Annotated in this window: 15 protein-coding genes and 1 pseudogene; 9 read left to right on the top strand and 7 right to left on the bottom strand. The window is 49.7% G+C overall.

The genetic code is table 11. The features are described 5' to 3' along the window. Positions 1-88: 88 nt before the first annotated feature. Positions 89-775, bottom strand: a complete 687-nt coding sequence (locus tag ACFW2W_RS12060; RefSeq protein WP_378177902.1) for a Mo-dependent nitrogenase C-terminal domain-containing protein — start codon at positions 773-775, stop codon at positions 89-91. A 116-nt stretch (positions 776-891) separates the two neighbouring features. Between ACFW2W_RS12060 and ACFW2W_RS12065 the strand changes: the two genes are divergently transcribed. Next, the gene (locus ACFW2W_RS12065; RefSeq protein ID WP_378177905.1) at positions 892-1,260 is read left to right on the top strand and encodes an EamA family transporter; all 369 of its coding nucleotides are present in this window, start codon (positions 892-894) and stop codon (positions 1,258-1,260) included. A 261-nt stretch (positions 1,261-1,521) separates the two neighbouring features. Here the strand turns inward: ACFW2W_RS12065 and ACFW2W_RS12070 are convergent, their stop codons facing one another. Then, positions 1,522-2,208 (bottom strand): ComF family protein, encoded by a 687-nt coding sequence (locus ACFW2W_RS12070; protein ID WP_378177908.1) that lies wholly within the window; start codon positions 2,206-2,208, stop codon positions 1,522-1,524. A 188-nt stretch (positions 2,209-2,396) separates the two neighbouring features. On the opposite strand from ACFW2W_RS12070, the gene ACFW2W_RS12075 reads away from it, so the two are divergent. From ACFW2W_RS12075 to ACFW2W_RS12095, 5 genes are all read left to right on the top strand, one after another. Next, positions 2,397-2,546: a hypothetical protein gene (locus tag ACFW2W_RS12075; protein WP_378177911.1), complete on the top strand. Its 150-nt coding sequence runs from the start codon at positions 2,397-2,399 to the stop codon at positions 2,544-2,546. Between the two features lie 51 nt (positions 2,547-2,597). Continuing rightward, positions 2,598-7,412 carry an ATP-binding protein gene (locus tag ACFW2W_RS12080; RefSeq protein WP_378177914.1) on the top strand — a complete coding sequence of 1,605 codons (4,815 nt, stop codon included), beginning with the start codon at positions 2,598-2,600 and terminating at the stop codon, positions 7,410-7,412. A 150-nt stretch (positions 7,413-7,562) separates the two neighbouring features. Continuing rightward, positions 7,563-7,835 carry a hypothetical protein gene (locus tag ACFW2W_RS12085; protein ID WP_378177917.1) on the top strand — a complete coding sequence of 91 codons (273 nt, stop codon included), beginning with the start codon at positions 7,563-7,565 and terminating at the stop codon, positions 7,833-7,835. A gap of 99 nt (positions 7,836-7,934) precedes the next feature. Beyond that, positions 7,935-10,613: a putative PEP-binding protein gene (locus ACFW2W_RS12090; protein WP_378177919.1), complete on the top strand. Its 2,679-nt coding sequence runs from the start codon at positions 7,935-7,937 to the stop codon at positions 10,611-10,613. Positions 10,614-10,870: 257 nt separating this feature from the next. After that, complete coding sequence (locus ACFW2W_RS12095; RefSeq protein WP_378177922.1) at positions 10,871-11,128, top strand: hypothetical protein; 258 nt, start codon at positions 10,871-10,873, stop codon at positions 11,126-11,128. Here the strand turns inward: ACFW2W_RS12095 and ACFW2W_RS12100 are convergent. Both ACFW2W_RS12100 and ACFW2W_RS12105 read right to left on the bottom strand, forming a co-directional pair. Further along, positions 11,125-11,382: pseudogene (locus ACFW2W_RS12100) on the bottom strand (hypothetical protein); the annotation flags it as partial. The gene ACFW2W_RS12095 and the pseudogene ACFW2W_RS12100 overlap by 4 nt on opposite strands. Positions 11,383-11,389: 7 nt before the next feature. Then, positions 11,390-11,665 carry a hypothetical protein gene (locus ACFW2W_RS12105; RefSeq protein ID WP_378177925.1) on the bottom strand — a complete coding sequence of 92 codons (276 nt, stop codon included), beginning with the start codon at positions 11,663-11,665 and terminating at the stop codon, positions 11,390-11,392. A gap of 225 nt (positions 11,666-11,890) precedes the next feature. Here ACFW2W_RS12105 and ACFW2W_RS12110 point away from each other — a divergent pair, with 225 nt between their 5' ends. Continuing rightward, the gene (locus tag ACFW2W_RS12110; protein ID WP_378177928.1) at positions 11,891-12,694 is read left to right on the top strand and encodes a sugar phosphate nucleotidyltransferase; all 804 of its coding nucleotides are present in this window, start codon (positions 11,891-11,893) and stop codon (positions 12,692-12,694) included. Between the two features lie 39 nt (positions 12,695-12,733). Here ACFW2W_RS12110 and ACFW2W_RS12115 read toward each other — a convergent pair whose 3' ends face one another. Together ACFW2W_RS12115 and ACFW2W_RS12120 are read right to left on the bottom strand one after the other, a co-directional pair. Continuing rightward, a complete protein-coding gene (locus ACFW2W_RS12115) occupies positions 12,734-13,399 on the bottom strand; it encodes a DUF1361 domain-containing protein (protein WP_378177931.1) in 666 nt (221 codons plus the stop codon). A gap of 72 nt (positions 13,400-13,471) precedes the next feature. Beyond that, positions 13,472-15,754, bottom strand: a complete 2,283-nt coding sequence (locus ACFW2W_RS12120) for an MASE1 domain-containing protein (protein WP_378177934.1) — start codon at positions 15,752-15,754, stop codon at positions 13,472-13,474. Between the two features lie 254 nt (positions 15,755-16,008). Here ACFW2W_RS12120 and ACFW2W_RS12125 point away from each other — a divergent pair, with 254 nt between their 5' ends. Further along, positions 16,009-17,376, top strand: coding sequence for a TldD/PmbA family protein (locus ACFW2W_RS12125; RefSeq protein WP_378177999.1), 1,368 nt, complete (start codon positions 16,009-16,011; stop codon positions 17,374-17,376). A 209-nt stretch (positions 17,377-17,585) separates the two neighbouring features. Here ACFW2W_RS12125 and ACFW2W_RS12130 read toward each other — a convergent pair whose 3' ends face one another. Then, the gene (locus tag ACFW2W_RS12130) at positions 17,586-17,750 is read right to left on the bottom strand and encodes a hypothetical protein (protein ID WP_378178008.1); all 165 of its coding nucleotides are present in this window, start codon (positions 17,748-17,750) and stop codon (positions 17,586-17,588) included. Positions 17,751-18,019: 269 nt separating this feature from the next. Here ACFW2W_RS12130 and ACFW2W_RS12135 point away from each other — a divergent pair, with 269 nt between their 5' ends. After that, entirely contained in the window at positions 18,020-18,835 is an 816-nt protein-coding gene (locus tag ACFW2W_RS12135; RefSeq protein WP_378178002.1) for an S-adenosyl-l-methionine hydroxide adenosyltransferase family protein, read from the top strand. Positions 18,836-18,872 lie beyond the last annotated feature (37 nt).

An 18,872-nucleotide genomic window follows, 5' to 3' on the forward strand; every position in this document is an offset into this window, starting at 1 on the left:
ATTGCTAATTGTTACTGATAGTTTGCTCCGGGATGCCATGAACCATGAACCATGAATCATGAACCATTAGCCATTAGCCAGTCTTCCATTAACAATACGGTGACACATCTTCACCACAATCATCCGCCAAATAGGACAAAGCTCGGAAGCGCAAACCCACTAATTGCTCGTAGATGGGATTGAGCTTACATAGCGGTGGGATGTGGACAATTTTGTGACCAAATAGCTTGACATCGCGCTCAAACGGGCACTGGGAAGGAATCATTTTGCACAAGAATCTTGCTAATCGCGGATCGTGAATTTCTAACCCATCTAGCCATACCCGTACTGGTCGCAGCACATCCCGCTGCCGAATGCGAGCCGCTACTCCTTTATCCGAGTCAGAAGAAATCTCGCTTTCTGGGGTAGGAATAAGCGTTTGCCGCAGCAATAAAAGCGCCTTTGGCTGCTGTCCCAATGCCTGACAAAATTGGAATAGCAATTCATCTTCGCTGGAGGAATAAACGCCATCTGCTACTGCCACCATAACAGCGGTACGCAGGAAATCTTCTGCGCCTCTGGCGTCTTGCTTAAAAGCCGCTGCTAATTCATCGGCAGTAATCGGTTCGAGCGATCCCAAATCTGTTTTGGGCGCTACTTCGTTCTGAGTCAGCGATGAAATTAATTTTTGTTCTTCGGCGTCAAAATTGCCGTCTGCCCAGGCAACCATTAGCAAGCCGCGTATCCAAACCGCCATTTGCTCGCTGGTGTAGGGAGATTTAAGTACGCTCGTCATAACACTCTGATTTGCTTGAATTTACGTTGCGATCGCTTTGAGTCGATTCTAGCTCTGGCTCTGCCTCGGATGGCTGTAAACTTAGAGACGGATCTCCTCACTTTATTGATATTTCTGTGAATTCACCAGAATTTGGATTATTCCTGATTTCGATCCTAGCGAGCGTTGCAGGGCAATTTTTGCTCAAAGCTGGAGCTTTGAAGTTAGGCAGAGTCAATGCAGTTAATTGGAACAGTCATCTTTTAAGCATTCTCAGTACACCAGAACTTCTAGCGGGTCTGGCTTGCTATGGTTTAGGGGCGTTTGTTTACATCTTGCTACTGACGCGGGTGAATCTCAGCATCGCTGGTCCTGCGGTGAGTCTGACTTATGTATTCTCTGTGCTGCTGGGTTATTTTATTTTCCGAGAAGCGATTCCCTTGAGCCGTGTGGTAGGTTTGGGTCTGATTGTCAGCGGCGTGGTGTTGGTGATTTGGAAAAATTAAATTTAGTGATTACGCCATGTGCCACTTTTTCTTAGCCCCCAATTTATCGGGGGAAAAATACACAAACTTGCACATGGCAGTAATTAGTAATTGGTAATTGGTTATAGGCCTTCAAGGGTTGAGTTTAGTACAGTCAGACCTAACCCTTGAAGCCCCTTCCCTACTTGGGAAGGGGGCTAATTTCAAAGCCTCTATCCGATTCCTCCTCCAGAGGTCATGCACTGTACCGTATAAAAGTGAGAACCGCTATAGTAGCAACCATCATCTCTCATCTTTCATCCTTTTAGGAGTGGCGACTGCAACCAAACCATAGACTTGAATGCCATGCTGGGCAAGCGTTTGAGCAGCAGATTGAGCCGTCGCTCCCGTGGTATAAATGTCATCTAATAACAGCACTGATGTAGATGGACGGCTACGAAGGAATTCTTTTCCTAGTGAGAAAGCTCCAGCTAAGTTTTTTTCTCGCTCGGTGCCAGATAAGCTAAACTGAGCCTCCGTCGCCCGTACCCGTTCCAAACCCAGCGATCGCATTGGGTAGCCGGTAAAATTGCAAAAGCTTTGAGCTAATAAATCTGCCTGATTGTAGCCTCGCTGACTTAGCTTGGAGGGGTGCATAGGGATGGGCACTACGGTTAATTTGCTCTCAGCGGATACCGAAGAATTCAGCCATGCTTGAGCAAGCCAATGACCTAACGGACGAGCCAGTTGGGGATGGTTTTCATATTTTAGGGCAGCGATCGCTCTCTTGATTGCCCCTTCATATCCGCCCCAAGCAAATACTGGTAGTTGCCCTTGCCAAAATTGGTTAGGATTGGAAATCTGACAGCGTTGCAGTTGCCGCTGACAGTCTTCACAAAATTCTCTAGAAGTCGGGCGCTGGCACAGTGGGCAGTTGGACTTCAAAAATAGATTTAGCAAACCTTTTACCGTCCGACTCCAATGCCTCATCTTCAGTACCTCCTCCTTGGGGGAGATTTCTTTAAAATACGAATAGGTTTTTGAGCGATCGCGCCAGTGACGCCCAGCTTAATTTTGTGAAAAATTAAGGAATCTAACTTTAAGAATCAGAGTTTTTTTCCACACCGAATTACACCGAAAAATTAGCTAAAGTTCCAGGATAATGGCTGACTCTAATCATGTCAGAAAAAGACATCGGAATGCCGGTGGAGGATGGCTATTCGCTGATTGCCAAAGTCAGGAACCATTCGACACAAAGAGTGAGACGGCTGCCAGCACTAGCACTCACCGCGTATGCCAGTCAGGCAGATAGCCAGCAGGCGAACTGACAAGTCAGCGCTTCGCTATCGCGCCAGCATCTGTGCTAGACGACGCACTGCTTGTCCAATTGGCTCAAAGAACTAGAGCGGCGCGATCCCACAAGTCGGGATTTAACCCTCAAAATAGTATCAGGAGGGAAAAATCAATTTATGCACATCATACCTTGGGCCGATCTCGGCTACGGGCTGGCAGTATCTATTTGTACTTTGCTAGGGCTGTGGCTATGGCCTGAATTATTAAATAATCTTTTCGCCGCGAATGGTTTTATCCCGCACGGACATTGTTACTTGTGGAAACCAGGGCTGGTGTCACTTCATGTTGCCACAGATACGTTGATCGGATTGGCTTATGTTTCGATTTCAGTCACGCTAGTTTATTTAGTCCACAAAGCTCGTCGAGACATTCCCTTTCATTCGGTATTTATAGCCTTTGGAGTCTTCATTATTGCCTGTAGTGCCACCCATTTTATAGAAGTGTGGACACTGTGGATGCCCGTTTATTGGCTATCGGGAACGATTAAATTAATTACAGCGATCGCTTCTGTGACGACAGCCTTGGCACTACCGCCATTAGTTCCTCAAGTCCTGACGCTGATTGCCTCTGCAAAGACCTCTGAAGAGCGTAAACTGCAACTAGAAACGGCAAACGTTGAGTTAGAAACGCTCTACCAAAAGCTCAAGGAACTCGACCAATTAAAAACCCAATTTTTTGCCAACGTTAGCCACGACCTGCGGACGCCACTCGCATTGATCTTGGGACCAACGGAGAAACTGCTGGCCCAGAGTCTGACCAACCAAGAGCAGCGTCACGACATAGAATTGGTGGAGCGTAACGCCCGTATCCTGCTCAAGCGAGTCAACGATTTGCTGGATGTCTCCAAGCTGGAGGCAGGCAAAATGGAAGTGAACTACGCACTCAGTGACGTGGCTGAGCTGGTGCGGCTCATTGCTGCCAACTTTGAAACCTTCGCAGAAGACCGTCAGATATCCTTCGTTGTCGAAACTCCTCCATCCCTTAGGGCGAGTGTCGATCCGGATAAGTGGCAGCGCATCTGCTTCAACTTACTTTCCAACGCCTTCAAATTTACGCCTATCGGAGGTAGTATCCGCTGCATCCTTTCGGAAGTCAGCCCTCAGTCGCAGAAACCCAGGGACCGAGAGGAGCAAATCTTCCCCCTTGACTCCCTCTCGTCTTCATCCTTCACCCTCACCATTGAAGATACTGGCCCAGGCGTGCCACCGGAACTCCGGGAAGTCATTTTCGAGCCGTACCGCCAAGAAGAATTCGTGCAAGAGCAAGGATTTGGCGGTACTGGTCTAGGGCTAGCCATTGTCAAGGAGTTCGTCGAATTGCACGGCGGCTGCATAGAAGTTAACCAGGCTCCAAAAGGCGGGGCAGTTTTCACGACCTGGATGCCGCAAGCAGCACCCTCAGGCGTTAGTCGCTCGCCCGTGCCGATTGACAGCCATGCAGAAGGGTTGTCAGATTTAGCAGGTAGGAATGGCGATCTTTTCCAGACTGTGGGTGGGGATACCATTGCGATCGCGCATTTGGCAGATCATACAGACCTTCCAGACAAGCTGACTCCGACAAATCTTCACTCCCGTTCGACGCCATCGCTCTACAGCGAAACATCCACAAATTACCAGGAAATTGCCCTTTCTGTAATGGCAGAACTGCGGTATCAGCCCAACGATTTAGAATCGGGATTTAATTACCACTCCAAAGCCATTTTTCAATCAGACCAGTCTTGTCAAAATCCTCAATGTGCAATTCCCAATTCTCAATCCCCACTGGTGCTGGTAGTTGAGGACAATCCGGAAATGAATCAGTTCATCACCGAGAGCTTAGCACCAGAGAATCGGGTCGTGACCGCCCGGAATGGACAGGAAGGATTGGATAAAGCGATCGCCCTGCGTCCCGACTTAATCCTCACTGATGTGATGATGCCTCAAATGACCGGCGACCAGCTAGTGCGGCAAGTTAGAGCCATCAGGGAACTCGATATTATCCCAATTGTTCTGCTCACCGCTAAAGCTGACGACGAGCTACAGGTACAGATGTTACGAGAGGGAGTACAGGATTACCTGATGAAACCCTTTCATATCGAGGAACTACGCGCACGGGTGGGCAATGCGATCGCCATGAAACGCGCCCGTGAGATTCTTCAGCAGGAGTTGCGAACTCAAGATCAAGACCTCGCCACCTTAGCCACCGAACTCGCCTCCCGCCAGCGCGAATTGCAGTCTTCCCATCAAAATTTAGAAATCCGGGTTCGGGAAAGAACTGCCGAGTTAAAAGCAGCTAATGAACTGAAGAGCGAACAAATCGCCCTTGCCCAACAAGCCGAACAAGAACTGCGGAAGAGCGAACAACGCTTCCGCAGCTACTTTGAACTTCCTTTAGTCGGAATCGCCATCAGTTCGCCGGACAAAGGTTGGCTGGAAGTCAACGATAAATTGTGCGACATCTTTGGCTATTCCCGGCAAGAACTGAGGCAAATGACTTGGGATGAATTAACTCATCCCGATGATTTGCCAGCCGATGTAGAGCAATTCGGGCGGGTTTTAGCAGGCGAAATTCAAGGCTACTCAATGGACAAGCGGTTTATCCGCAAAGATAGTCAAACGATCCACGCCAGCATCTCGACTCGCTGCGTGCGCGGTACTGACGGCTCAATTGATTACTTCGTGGCTCTAGTTCAGGACATCACCGAACGCCACCAAGCACTGGAAGAACTCAAATGGGAAAGATCCATCCTTCGCAGCTTCTTCGATAGCGCTTCTTTGATGATGGGGATTGTCGAGTTAGTGGAAGATGACATCCTGCATATTTCTGATAACTCCACCTCAGCAAAGTTCTATGGGTTAACTCCCGAAGCGATGCAAAATCGACTCAGTAGCAGTTTGGGAGTCCCGCCGCAATACCGGCGATTGTGGATTCATCAATATCAGTTGGCTCAACGCACAAAAGACACCATCCGCTTTGAATACCCTCACGAGACTGACTTGGGTAAGAAGTGGCTATCTGCTAGCGTCTGCCCGATTGAGGGAGCTTCCAGTTTGCATCCGAAATTTGCGTATGTGATTGAGGACATCACCAACCGCAAGAAATCTGAGAAAGAACGACTCCAGCTCGTCCGCGAACAGGAAGCGCGTGCCCAAGCTGAAGAGGCGCAGCAGCGTTATCTCTCCCTAGCAGAAGCGATTCCGCAGATGGTGTGGACGGCACAGCCAGATGGGGCAGTGGATTACTACAACCAGCGCTGGTTTGACTACACGGGAACGACACTGGAACAAGCCCAAGGCTGGGGATGGCAGCCAACGCTCCATCCAGACGATTTGCTCTCATCGATAGACGGCTGGAACAATGCTATTGATACGGGTGAGACTTACGAAGCTGAATGCCGCTTTAAGAGAGCGTCGGACGGAGTTTTCCGATGGCATCTGGTTCGGGGGTTGCCGCTGCGCGATCGCAATGGTTGGGTCGTCAAGTGGTTCGGGACTTGCACAGACATTGACGATCGCAAGCGTGCTGAGGAGTCACGGCAATTCCTCTCGGAAGCTGGCGTCGTGCTGGCTGACTCGCTGGATTATCAAGCTACATTGGAACGCCTCGTGCATCTGGCGGTGCCGCACCTTGCCGACTGGTGCGCCGTCCATACAGTTGAGCCAGATGGCTCGATCGCTCTCCGAGCGGTTGCCCACCCAGACTCCTCAAAGGTTGAGCTGGCATGGGAGGTAGAGCGTCGCTACCCGTTCGATCCCAAGGTGCCGCGTGGTTTGGCGAAAGTGTTGCATACGGGTGAGGCAAAACTCATTCCGGAGATTCCCGACGAATTGCTCGTCGCGATCGCCCGCGCTCCGGAACACTTAAAAATCCTCCGCAAGGCAGGTTTCAAGTCTTATATGTGCTTACCGTTGATTGCCCGTGGACGAATCTTGGGAGCGATCGCCTTTATTACTGCCGAATCAGGTCGCCACTACAATCGGGCGGATCTCTCCTTGGCTTCTGAACTCGCCCACCGCGCTGCCCTGGCGGTAGACAATGCGCGACTTTACCGCGAAGCTCAAGAAGCCAATCGCATGAAAGACCAGTTCCTGGCGATTGTCTCCCACGAACTGCGAACTCCCATCAATGCCGTCCTGGGTTGGGCACAGCTGCTCCGCAGTCGCAAGTTTGATGAAGCCAGGACGGCGCAGGCGCTGGAAACTATTGAGCGCAATGCTAAGGCGCAGACGCAGCTAATTGAGTCGCTTTTGGATGTCTCGCGCATGATCCGGGGGAACTTGCCCCTCAATCTCCTCTCAGTTGACCTAGTGCCGGTGATTCAAACTTCCATCAATTCTGTACTGGCAACAGCTCAGACACGGGAAATTCAAGTAGAGAGAGTGCTAGACCCCTGTTGCGGACGTGTCCAAGGCGATCCCGTCCGATTGCAGCAGGTGATGTCAAACCTGCTCTCGAATGCCATCAAGTTCACCGACGACGGCGGACGGGTGACGGTGCGATTGTCAATCGTCATGGGGAATAGGGAATGGGCAATCAAGAATGGGGAAGAATCTCACCAATTACCGATCGCCCATCACCTATCACCCATGTCCAATTATGCCGAAATCCAAATCAGCGACACTGGATCGGGCATTACTCCTGACTTTTTGCCCCATGTCTTTGACTTGTTCCGTCAGGCTGATAGTACAACCACGCGATCGCACGGAGGACTGGGACTGGGACTCGCCATTGTCCGCTATCTTGTAGAACTGCATGGCGGCACTGTCGGCGCTGAAAGCCCAGGCGAAGGACTCGGAGCCACCTTTACAGTGCGGCTACCCCTCGTAGAGAGGATGCAAGTAGGAGTGAGGGAAGAGGACTGAGGAGTCAGGAGTCAGGAGTGAGGGAAGAGGACTGAGGACTGAGGACTGAGGACTCAGGAGTCAGGAGTCAGGAGTGAGGGAAGAGGACTGAGGACTGAGGACTGAGGACTGAGGAGTCAGGAGTCAGGAGTCAGGAGTCAGGAGTGAAGAGTGAAGAGTCAAAAGTCAGGAGTCAGGAGTCAGGAGTCAGGTAGAAGACGCGAATCAGGAAAGAAAAAATTCCTCTTCCTCTTCACTCAGTCCTCAGTCCTCTTCACTCAGTCCTCAGTCCTCTTCACTCAGTCCTCAGTCCTCTTCACTCAGTCCTCAGTCCTCTTCACTCAGTCCTCAGTCCTCTTCACTCAGTCCTCAGTCCTCTTCACTCAGTCCTCAGTCCTCTTCACTCAGTCCTCTTCACTCAGTCCTTCGATCAAGAGTTGGTAGCAGTGGTGGCGAATCTTTGGAAATCGCTAGGTCAAATTCGGAATGATGAATAAATAATTAAGTTATGATGCATTGTTCCCTATTTACCCTTTCACCTGAGTGGACAAACTCCACTGGCTTGACCAAATTAAACCCTTTGACCGCACGGTGGTAGGCGACAAAGCTTTTTACTTGAGCCGAGTCATGCAGCGCGGCTATCCGGTCGTGCCCGGTTTTGTCGTTCCGGCAACCGCAGCCCGTCAATTTCTCGAAAGTATTCAATGGTCGGCACCGCTTGGCTTAGACCTGCCCTATTCTTCGCTGCATCTGGATGTAGATAATCCCCGCCAGCTACAGAGCGTCGCTCAAACGATTCGGCAGGAAATTACAGCCGCTACTCTACCGTCGTCTTGGGTGTCGGAGATAGAATCGGCACAAGCGCGTTGGCAAACTCAGGTGCTGATTTTGCGCCCCTCTTTGGCTTTAGAGAGTCGGGCGTCCAAAGTCCAGGCGACGAGCGGGTTGCTTTTACCATCTGGGCTTTTAGAATCCCACGTTTGTCTGGCGTCGCCAGAGAGCTTGGCGATGGGTTTGAAGCTAGCTTGGGCAGAGCTGTTTCGCGCCAGAAGTCTGTTTTACTGGCAGTATTCGGGTATCCAGACTGCTCAGCTGAACTTGGCAATTTTAGTGCAACCCGTCTTAGATGCGATCGCTTCCGGGACTCTCCACGCGACTCCAGAGTGCTGGGAAATTCAGTCAACCTGGGGACTGGGCAAGGCGCTAGTCTTAGGAGAAGTGATTCCAGATTTCTACCAGGTGCAACCAGAAACGGGGGAAGTGCAAACTCGGTATCTGGGCAGTAAAACCCGTGCCTATCGTCTTGAGAACTTTGGGGACGCCCAAACCCACACAAACGGCACGGAGAATTTCACAAGCGCCCACCGTGGGTTGATGGTAGATGGCTGTCTAGAAGCTTATCTGCTCAGTGAAGAGCAACAACAATATTACGCCCTGGAAGAAAAACACTTAGATGTTCTCATTCAACTGGCGAAGCAACTGAGGGCTGAACTCGGCCCAACTTTTACTTTGGAGTGGACTCTCTCTCCAGCCAAAGAAAATGAAGGCGAGCAGTTGTATCTCACACAAGCGAACGTTGGGCATTCAGCAATTAGCTTGAAGGAGTCCGAAATTAAAGTAGCAGCGGTTAAGGAATCCTTACAGCATTCAGTAGATATCAGTCATTCCTCCTTTATGCTCACTCCGTCATCCTTCTTTTCACCCCAGATTCAGCACAGCCTACAGGAAGGAAAAGCGCCTACAGTGCCAGAACCAGACCTAAAGCCTTTGATCAAGGGACTGGCAGCGTCAGCGGGACGGACAATTGCGATCGCTTATGTATTAACCGATTCCCATCATCTCCACTTTCCTGATGCCGGTGGAGATGAAAACTCGCTCGTTAATGGGAAGATTTTAGTCGTCAAAAGCATTACTCCCGATCGGATGGTACTGCTAAGACAGGCTGTCGCTGTAGTTGCCGAACAGGGTGCGATGACTTGTCACGCCGCCATTATTGCCAGAGAATTAGGCATCCCAGCGGTTGTTGGTGCTGTCGGTGCCACCCAGCTTATTCAAACCGGCGACGCCGTCCTAGTAGATGGCGACAAGGGAGCAATTTATCGCGTTGAGGTTCAAGCCGAAAAGCCAGGGAAAATTCTTACTCAGCCCTCACTCCCCACTCCCCACTCCCCACTCCCCACTCCTCACTCCTCACTCCTCACTCCTCAGCCCACCCTTCGGGAAGGCGAAGCGCCTACAGTCCTCAGTCCTCAGTCCTCTTCCCTCAGTCCTCTTCACTCAGTCCTCAGTCCTCTTCCCTCACTCCTCACTCCTCTAGCGACTCAACTGCTGGTCAATCTCAGTCAACCCAGCAGTATCAAACGCGCGGCTCAGATGCCGGTGGATGGAGTAGGATTATTGCGCTCCGAACTAATGCTGCTGGAAGTTTTGCAGGGACAACACCCTCAGCGATGGCTCCAGCAGCAGCGTGAGGGCGAGTTGAAAGAAATTCTTGCCCAGCAACTGTGTCAGTTTGCCGAGGCATTTGCGCCGCGACCCGTATTTTATCGCTCTTTAGATTTGCGATCGCATGAATTTCAATACTTAGTCGGTGGTTCTTTGGCGCACCCCGAAGTCAATCCGATGCTAGGGATGAGAGGAACATTCAACTATGTTTCAAATCCCGCCTTGTTCGATCTAGAACTGGCAGCTTTAGTGCAGGTGCAGCAATCAGGATATACCAATGTCCGCCTGCTGTTGCCTTTTGTCCGCACGGTTGAAGAGTTTTCCTTCTGTCGCCGCCGCGTTGAGCAAGCCGGACTCAGCCAATCTCCTCAATTCCAACTCTGGATCGTGGCTGAAGTGCCGTCGGTTCTATTTTTGCTACCAGATTACGTGAAAGCGGGCGTCCAGGGAATCTCGATCGGCACCAACGATCTCACCCAGCTGCTGCTGGGAGTTGACCGCGACCAAGCGCAGATGGCGGCGGCGTTTGATGAGCGTCATCCAGCAGTCATGCAAGCGATCGCGCAACTCATCCAAATGGCAAAACAGGCAGGAATTCCCTGCTGCATCTGCGGTCAAGCACCGGCTCAATATCCAGAGTTGATCGACCAGCTCGTGCAGTGGGGCATTCCCTCAATTTCTGTGGAATTAGATGCCGTTGAGCGAACCTATAATGCGATCGCTCGTGCCGAACAACGCCTTCTCTTACAAGCCGCCCGTCGTCAGTTGAATCAATAGCTAGCCATCAGCAAGTCTCAGATATGGACGGGTTTCAAACCCACTCCCACTGTTTGTCCTGTGTATTTAGAACCTCAATTTCCAGGGTTTTCAGACCACCGATTTTTCCGATAATTCCCTTCCGATAAAGGTTAATAGATACTACTTAAGACTGTTGCGATCGCGCTTCTAATAGTAAACAACTGTAGAGTATACCTACTAATAGAATTCGTGTGATTTCACCTTGGCGAAATCCACTCCTGCTGGAAGAGTACACAATGAGCCGTGTCGTTGTCTGTTTTTACAGTGGCAGATGGATTCCAATTATGTTTTGTCCGTTGGTAGAAGCTATCGCGCTTCACCGGAATGCACTGAAAGAGGGGAAGGAAATTTTGATTTTCCCCCCTGATTCCGATCCGAACGATTTCTTTAGTGAACTAGCTTATATGCAACCCCCCCGCCTTGGGGAAGCAGGGGGGTTGACAAACTTAGCAATCTTGAAACGCTATGACCAATCGCGGTCAATCGCTAATTAATAGCGGAAAATCGCCGCTACCGAAGCCTCATCTGGCACTTTTTCCGGCTCCACTGCATAGACTTTACCACCGTTCAAAAGCGTATGAATGGCGGCAAAATCCAACATATCTTCGTCGTTCGCCTGTGGTTCAGGGTGTAAATCTACGGTCATCGATTCTGGGTCAAAGTGACCCCAACGCTGTTCACCGACTGCCACAAACAAAGAATCAATCCGTTGATAATAAGCAGATTGGATGATTTCTTTGATATCGTGGAATACTTTACTTGCAGGACTTACGCAAATAGCACCACATAGTAAGGGCAACCACAGGGGGATTACCATCTGAGGGCAACCACAGGGGGATTGAACCCGAAAAAACGCTATATGTATAAGCTTTGCGTAAGTCCTGACTTGTATCTTTTCCAGCCAGTTCCTTGTATTCCTCTACGACCTCCTCAATATTCTCTTGTAACAGAGGCTCTACAATCGGTAAAGCTAGTTCGTGCAATTCTTCTGGCTTGAATATTTCCGGATTTCCAGTAATCCCTTCCTCCACCAAATGTTGATAAGTTGTAGGTTGGGTTGAGGAACGAAACCCAACAAATGCTTATGCGTGTTGGGTTTCGTTCCTCAACCCAACCTACTAGCGCGTCTAGGCTAAAATGCTGGGTTGATAAAATTCGCTCTCATCAAAATTTGCAAGCATTATAGGCGTTGCTTTACCCAACAAATTAGCCTAGACGCGCTACTACTGTTTCATTTCACGGCAATCGGCATTTTTATGACCAACAGCGATCGCATTCACCAGCGAGAAGTAATTGGACTGCTACCAGCAGGAGGGCAAGCAACGCGAATCGCCCCCTTACCTATGAGCAAAGAGTTGTACCCGATTGGATTTCGCCCGGTGGATAGCGGCACCTTACGCCCCAAAGTCGTTAGTCATTACCTACTGGAGAAAATGCGGTTGGCAGGGATTAAGAAGGCATACACGGTGCTGCGTCCAGGAAAGTGGGATATTCCGGCTTATTTTGGAGATGGCACCCTGCTAGACATGAACCTGGGCTATCTCATGATGGGGTTGCCTTATGGCGTTCCTTATACCTTGGATCAAGCCTATCCCTTCGTGCAAGACGCGGTGGTAGCACTGGGCTTTCCCGACATCCTTTTTCAGCCTGAAGATGCCTTTGTGCGGCTACTGGCACGGCTTGCGGTTGGTAACGCCGATATTGTCTTGGGATTATTTCCGAACGATCAGCCTCATAAAGCCGGGATGGTTGATTTTGATGCGGAAGGACGAGTCCACCAAACGATCGAAAAACCGCCGACTAGCGATTTAAAGTATATGTGGGCGATCGCGGTTTGGACGCCGGTATTTACCCAGTTTATGCACGAGTATCTCGCTGCAATCCAAGCTGGGCAACTGCTACAGGCGAAAGAGTTGCCGATTAGCGATGTAGTTCAGGCGGCGATAGACAGCGGCTTGCGGGTGGAAGCAGAGGCGTTTCCGGATGGAACCTACCTGGATATCGGCACCCCTGCGGATCTCGTGAAAGCTGTTCGCCAATTCGCGGGTGACGATATCTAGATTGATTGCTTCTAGGCTCAGATGGGAAGAAGAAAACGCTTAAGCAGTCGGGGAGTCTGTATGATTGGATTGCGGCTGGGTAGCTTTTAATCGCCTTCGCAAAATTATCCCCAAAGTCACCTGCTTCATCAGCCAGTACAAGCCTGCAATTACTACAAAAGTGACAGCCATGACCACTACAGGCCATTTGCCCACTAATTCATCCAGCACGCTAGTGAATACGGCATCCGGTTGAGTAATAAAGTCCCAACTGTTGAAGCGCAGGAATCGCCCTAAATAAATGCCAACGGCGCTAAGACCATGCAAAGCTAACTCCGTCCAAAGGATGAATTTGCCACGTTCATGGCGATGTAAATAGTAACCCAGATTAATTAAAGATATAACGTAAGCTTCAAAGCCAGCCAGAATAACTAGCAAATACTGGGGGATGAGAATCAGCGTAATCATCCACACCGAGTAGTTAGCGCGAATATCATGAATCAAGTGAATGATATCTGTCAACAAATAGGGCGCATTCGGCAAAAACGCTAGAAAAGCTAAGAATCCCGCCCACCAGATCGGCGATCGCTTTTGCCTGCTGCGAAATAGCCAAATACTCAAAAGCAGAGGTACAAACGCCAAAAACAGATTCCACGTCATCCAGTCCAGATTGCGGGACAAAACCCGCAATATATGCGAAGTCCAGCGAATCAGCTCAAATTTCATACGCGCTGTCTGATTGTTGAATCAGCAGTTTTGGTTCACATTGTCATTGAAGCTACCAGTATAACCACTGATTTAGGGATGACTACTCTGCCGCAGGGGGATGACGATCTGGAATTTTGCCCCTAATCCTGGCTGCGATAGACAGGTGAGTTGCCCTTGATGATTTTCTACCACAATTTGATAACAAGTCGATAAACCTAAGCCGGTACCTTTGCCGACTTGTTTGGTGGTAAAAAATGGTTCAAAAATATGGTTTTTGACTGCCGAAGTCATGCCGATACCATTGTCGGAAATTTCAATCTGCACCTGAGTGGGTGACAAAATCTGGGTAGTAAGGGCGATCGCAAACGGCTGAAGTGGAAACGCTGAAAGGGGAATTTCATCCTTTAGCTTTTCTTGTTCCTCTTTCATTCTTTCTTCTAAGGCATCAATGGCATTACTAAGCAGGTTGAGAAACACCTGATTGAGTAGTTTTGGATAGCACTCCACGAGTGGTAAGTCACCGTAATTTTTAACCACTTCAATGCCTGGATGCCCCGGACGCGCTTTGAGACGACGCTGTAAAATCAGCAAGGTACTATCGATGCCTTCATGAATATTCACCGGCTTCATATCGGCTTCATCCAGACGGGAGAAGTTGCGTAAGGACAGCACAATCTGACGGATGCGTTCCGCACCTGTTTTCATCGACTCCAGAAGATTCGGTAAATCCTCAATCACAAAGTCCAGTTCAATGGTTTCGCTATATGCTTGGATCGCCGGTGGGAGGGTGGGATAGTGTTGCTGGTAGAGGTTGAGGATGTCGAGGAGGTCTTGACTATAGGCGGTAACATGGCTAATGTTGCCGGTGATAAAGTTAATGGGGTTATTAATTTCATGAGCAATTCCTGCCACTAATTGCCCCAAGCTCGACATTTTTTCAGCTTGAATTAATTGCTGTTGAGTTTGTTTGAGCGAGGTGAGCGATCGCGCGAGTTCATCATTCTTTTCTTCTAACTCCAAAGTTCTTTCAGTTACTTTCCGATCGAGGCTGTGGGCAAGTTCGAGTAATTGAGCTTCCGATTGTAGCAGTGCCTGCTCGATTCTTTTTTGTTCTGTAATGTCTTGAATGGTGCCAATGAGTCGAGCGGCTTTACCGGCTTGCTCCTGAATAATTTCGCCAGTTCCGTGGACAATGCGTTCAGAATTATTAGATAAAACAACTCTAAAGTCAGTGCTGAAGGGTTGGTTAGAATACGATGCGACGTCTATCAATTCTCTGACCCGTTCTTGGTCATCTGGGTGAATTGATGTCAGGAATCGTTTCATACTTGGCTCAAAGTCTGCTGGCGAGAAACCCAAGATGCGATAAAGTTCATCCGACCATCGCAGTTGTTGTTTAACCAAGTCTAAATCCCAGTTACCCAGATGGGCGATACGTTGGGCGTTGGCGAGACTGGCTTCGCTAGAGCGCAGTGACGCTTCGGCTGAGGAGCGTTCAGCAACGGCTGCCCCCAAAACCAAAGCAGTGACTGCTATAACGCCCATGAAGGCTTGTAAAAATTGCAAAGCTTGGTCGGTGTTAATGGCAACTGCCGCAAACGGCCCATCCCCCAAGGCGGTGCCCCAGATAGCAATGCAGGAGACAAGTAGAGTTGCCAGTACAGCGCCTTGCTGATTAAATCGGAGGGCTGCCCAAACTACCAAAGGAAAGGGCAGGTAGGCAAGTGGATAGTGAGCGATCGCTGTAGCAGTTTTGGCGAAGAAAACCGACTGGGTGACTGTTGTCAGTAAAATCAGCAAGACCATCGCCTCGATGATTCGCTCTGGTGTTGTTTCTAAGCGGGGACGGACACTCCAAGTCAAGATCGCGGGGGCTAATACCAAAACTGCCATGCCATCCCCTAACCACCACATCCACCACGTCGTCGCATAGTCGCCCCAAGGGATAAGATTTGCCAAGCAAAGAGTCGTCAAACCCAGAGTGGAAGCGACTAGAGTAGACAGCATCACAGACAGACTGAGAAAACTGAAAACATCTCGCAGGCGATCCAGAGAGGGGCGCAAACGAATAAAACGGAGCAACGTGACCCCGACTAGAGCCTGCAAGGTGGCACCCAAGCTGCTGGCAAGGGCAACAGGCAGGGGTACGTCCAGAACTACTTTGGCAAATAAAAATTCACCCAGCACTACTCCAGGCCAAAGATTTCGCCCCCCTACAAACAGCACGCCTTGGGTAATCCCAGCCGGAGGCCAAACCGGCGCTACGTACTTATTCAACACCGGAAGCGCCAGTGATAGTTTTGCTGCACCAACGTAGATGGCAGCCAGCATAGCGACGCTGGCAAAATATCGCCAAAGCCGAGTTTGGGACATAGAGACGGTTTAGGGGTTCAAAATGCGAGATGTTTGCTCTTTGCAACCATAATCCGCTGAGCTAGATGTTGCAAAGATAAATATAGACAAATTTTTAACTGAAGCGAGAAATCCGTTAATTAATCTGATTTCGCCTTCGCTTTGGGACAAATTAGCCAATAATTGAGCGCCAAACGATTTAAGCAGCCTGCCCTAGCAATCGCCTAGAATCCCTATCAGGGACTAAATAAAAGGATTAAAAAGTGGAAACTTCTATGCAAGATCGGTTGCAGGCAGCTATCGCTCCTTACCGCACAACGGTAGATTATCTAGAAATTCGCTTAGAACAAAGTGAGTCTACATCTATCTCCTTTCGCGGTCATCAGCTGGATGCCGTAGACCGTAATTTTACCCTCGCCGGTGGCATTCGTGCTTGTCACAAGGGCGGCTGGAGTTTTGTCACTTTCAATGGTTTAGCCGAGGTGAAAGACCGGATTGAAGAAGCGGTTTCTCAAGCGCATCTGGTCGGAAAAGAAACGACGATGCTAGCGCCAGTGGAACCCATTCAAGATTATGTGGCGGTGGAGATAGGGCGCGATCCGCGTGGGGTTTCTCTTGCCGAAAAGCGGCGGTTACTGGAGGGATATAACCAACTGCTGCTAGATTTCGACCCCAGAATTCAGACGACGATGGTGAATTTGCGCGATCGCTTCGGCATCACCTATTTTGCCAATTCTCTCGGCACTTGTATTGCCCAAGAACGGTTGGATGTGTCGGGTCGATTTGGCGCAGTGGCCCGCGAAGAAGGTTCTGTCCCCCGCCAAGGCTTTGAATCCGTCCATTCCCGCACAGACTATAACATTCTCGAAGGAATTGAAGACCAGGTACTGGCAGCCGCCAAACGAGCTGTCGGTCAATTGGAAGCAAAATCAGTGAAAGGCGGACAATATACTGTCGTTCTCGACCCGTACCTGGCTGGTGTCTTCATTCACGAAGCTTTTGGACATCTTTCGGAAGCCGATTTTGTCTACGAAAACCCTCGGATGCAGGAATTGCTCACCCTGGGCAAACCCTTAGCCATTAAGCAACTGAATGTGGTTGATGATGCCACGATGCCAGATTTACCCGGTTCTCTCAAGTATGACGATGAAGGCGTCCCAGCTCAACGCAAATATTTAATTAAAGACGGCATCCTCACCCAGCGCTTGCATAACCGCGAAACTGCTGGCAAGATGCACGAAGCTCCCACCGGCAACGCTAGGGCAATCAACGCCACTTATCCGCCGCTGGTGCGGATGACCAACACTGGGATTGAATCGGGGGAACACTCCTTCGATGACATGATTAAGGATATCGAGGAAGGCGTCTATGCGGTGCGAATGTTAGGCGGACAAACCAACGGCGAGATGTTTACCTTTGCCGCCGCTGAAGGCTATATGATTCGCAATGGCAAGATAGCTGAAAGAGTTACCGATGTCAGTCTGACTGGCAATGTCTTCCAAACGCTCAAAGATATTGAGGCGATTGGGAACGACTCGATCTATATCAACGGCGGTTGCGGTAAAGGCGGACAAATGCCTCTACCAGTGAGTGTGGGGGGTCCCCATCTACGAATTAAAAATGTCGTGGTGGGCGGTCGCTAGGGGGAGTAAGACCGTATCACCACAATCCCAAATCGATAGAAGCTCTAATTAAAAGGGGATGCCGCAAGTAAATGGCATCCCCTAAATGTTTTATTTGATTAAGGTGCATGGAATGGCATTTGTGGCGGTTTTGCCCCAATTCACTTGCACGGAAACAGCAGACTCCGAAGGCTCGGTATTTGAGACTGGGAATATCTCTGAATTCCGGTTTAGTGCAAGTAGTTGGCTTCTGCTTCCAACTGGCGAATCAAGGCTTCGTCCCCTTTGGCTCTGGCGATTTCTAGACGATGCTGCAAGCTTTTTTGAATATTTTCGCGGTGAGCCGCAGCCGCATTTTTCTGGTTATCTTGGCGTCTTCCGTTCATAATAGACATTTTTTTTAAGCGACTTGAGGTATTTGCTACTTTTCTAATATAACCTAAACTTTAAAAATGGTAGTGTTTGTTACAGAAAATTCATAGTTGGTTAGATAAGGTTAAGGGTTGACGCTTTGGAAGGAATCAGGGTCTGAGAGCGATCGCCATTGCCGAAGGTAAGCTACACTCTTAAGACGTTCAAACTAAGACGTTCAAACCGCCCCGCGTTCTGGTCGCATCAACAGCATGGCACCCGCGTTTGGCAAAAAGAATCCCTCTTGACGAAGATGTATCAAAACCGGATCGTTACTCTGACGAGCGATTTTGGCTTAAGTGATGTTTATGTAGGGGTGATGAAAGGGGCGATCGCCCAAATCAACCCGACGCTGACGGTGGTGGATCTCACTCATGAAATTCCCCCCCAGAATATTACAGCGGCAAGGTTTTGTCTGATGAATGCCTACCCTTATTTCCCAAAAGGGACAGTGCATATTGCCGTCGTCGATCCGGGAGTGGGGAGTAGCCGCAGAGCGATCGCCGTGAAATTTGCCGCCGGTTTCCTGGTGGGGCCAGATAACGGGCTGTTTAGTGGCATTCTTAGTAGTAGTAGGGTTGTCCCGTCCTTACCAGAAATTGCCGCCGTCGAACTCACGAACCCCAACTATTGGCGCACAACCGAACCCAGTTTAACTTTTCACGGTCGAGATATTTTTGCGCCCGTGGGTGCCCATCTTGCCAGCGGCGTTCCTCTAGAACAACTGGGACACGCTATCGATCCAGCCAGCTTAGTTCAACTGCCCATCCCTGAATGTACCCAGACAGAAGCAGGTGTTACGGGTTGCATTCAGTATATCGATCGCTTTGGCAACTTAATTACGAATATTCCAGGTACCTTCGTGCAAGGAAAAATCTGGTCGGTTGTTGTGGGATGTACGCTACCCAGTTGCCAGACTTATAGCGACAGTCAACACCTAGAAGCGATCGCTTTAATTGGCAGTCACGGTTGGGTCGAAATTGCCGTCAACGGAGGCAATGCTCAGTCGCAACTGCAACTAGACTGGGGACATGAGGTGCTTCTTAAGCTGGATTATTTCCATTCCTAATCGGGATTTATACAGCCGCACCGCTGATATTCTATAC

The sequence above is a fragment of the Coleofasciculus sp. H7-2 genome, assembly GCF_042747725.1.
Taxonomy (GTDB): domain Bacteria; phylum Cyanobacteriota; class Cyanobacteriia; order Cyanobacteriales; family FACHB-T130; genus FACHB-T130.

What these genes read in the sequence shown, in the direction of transcription:
- ACFW2W_RS12060 (WP_378177902.1), bottom strand. Translation starts at nt 775, where the DNA reads ATGACGAGCGTACTTAAATCTCCCTACACCAGCGAGCAAATGGCGGTT.
- ACFW2W_RS12070 (WP_378177908.1), bottom strand. Translation starts at nt 2,208, where the DNA reads ATGAGGCATTGGAGTCGGACGGTAAAAGGTTTGCTAAATCTATTTTTG.
- ACFW2W_RS12075 (WP_378177911.1), top strand. Translation starts at nt 2,397, where the DNA reads ATGTCAGAAAAAGACATCGGAATGCCGGTGGAGGATGGCTATTCGCTG.
- ACFW2W_RS12095 (WP_378177922.1), top strand. Translation starts at nt 10,871, where the DNA reads ATGAGCCGTGTCGTTGTCTGTTTTTACAGTGGCAGATGGATTCCAATT.
- ACFW2W_RS12110 (WP_378177928.1), top strand. Translation starts at nt 11,891, where the DNA reads ATGACCAACAGCGATCGCATTCACCAGCGAGAAGTAATTGGACTGCTA.
- ACFW2W_RS12115 (WP_378177931.1), bottom strand. Translation starts at nt 13,399, where the DNA reads ATGAAATTTGAGCTGATTCGCTGGACTTCGCATATATTGCGGGTTTTG.
- ACFW2W_RS12120 (WP_378177934.1), bottom strand. Translation starts at nt 15,754, where the DNA reads ATGTCCCAAACTCGGCTTTGGCGATATTTTGCCAGCGTCGCTATGCTG.
- ACFW2W_RS12125 (WP_378177999.1), top strand. Translation starts at nt 16,009, where the DNA reads ATGCAAGATCGGTTGCAGGCAGCTATCGCTCCTTACCGCACAACGGTA.
- ACFW2W_RS12130 (WP_378178008.1), bottom strand. Translation starts at nt 17,750, where the DNA reads ATGTCTATTATGAACGGAAGACGCCAAGATAACCAGAAAAATGCGGCT.
- ACFW2W_RS12135 (WP_378178002.1), top strand. Translation starts at nt 18,020, where the DNA reads ATGTATCAAAACCGGATCGTTACTCTGACGAGCGATTTTGGCTTAAGT.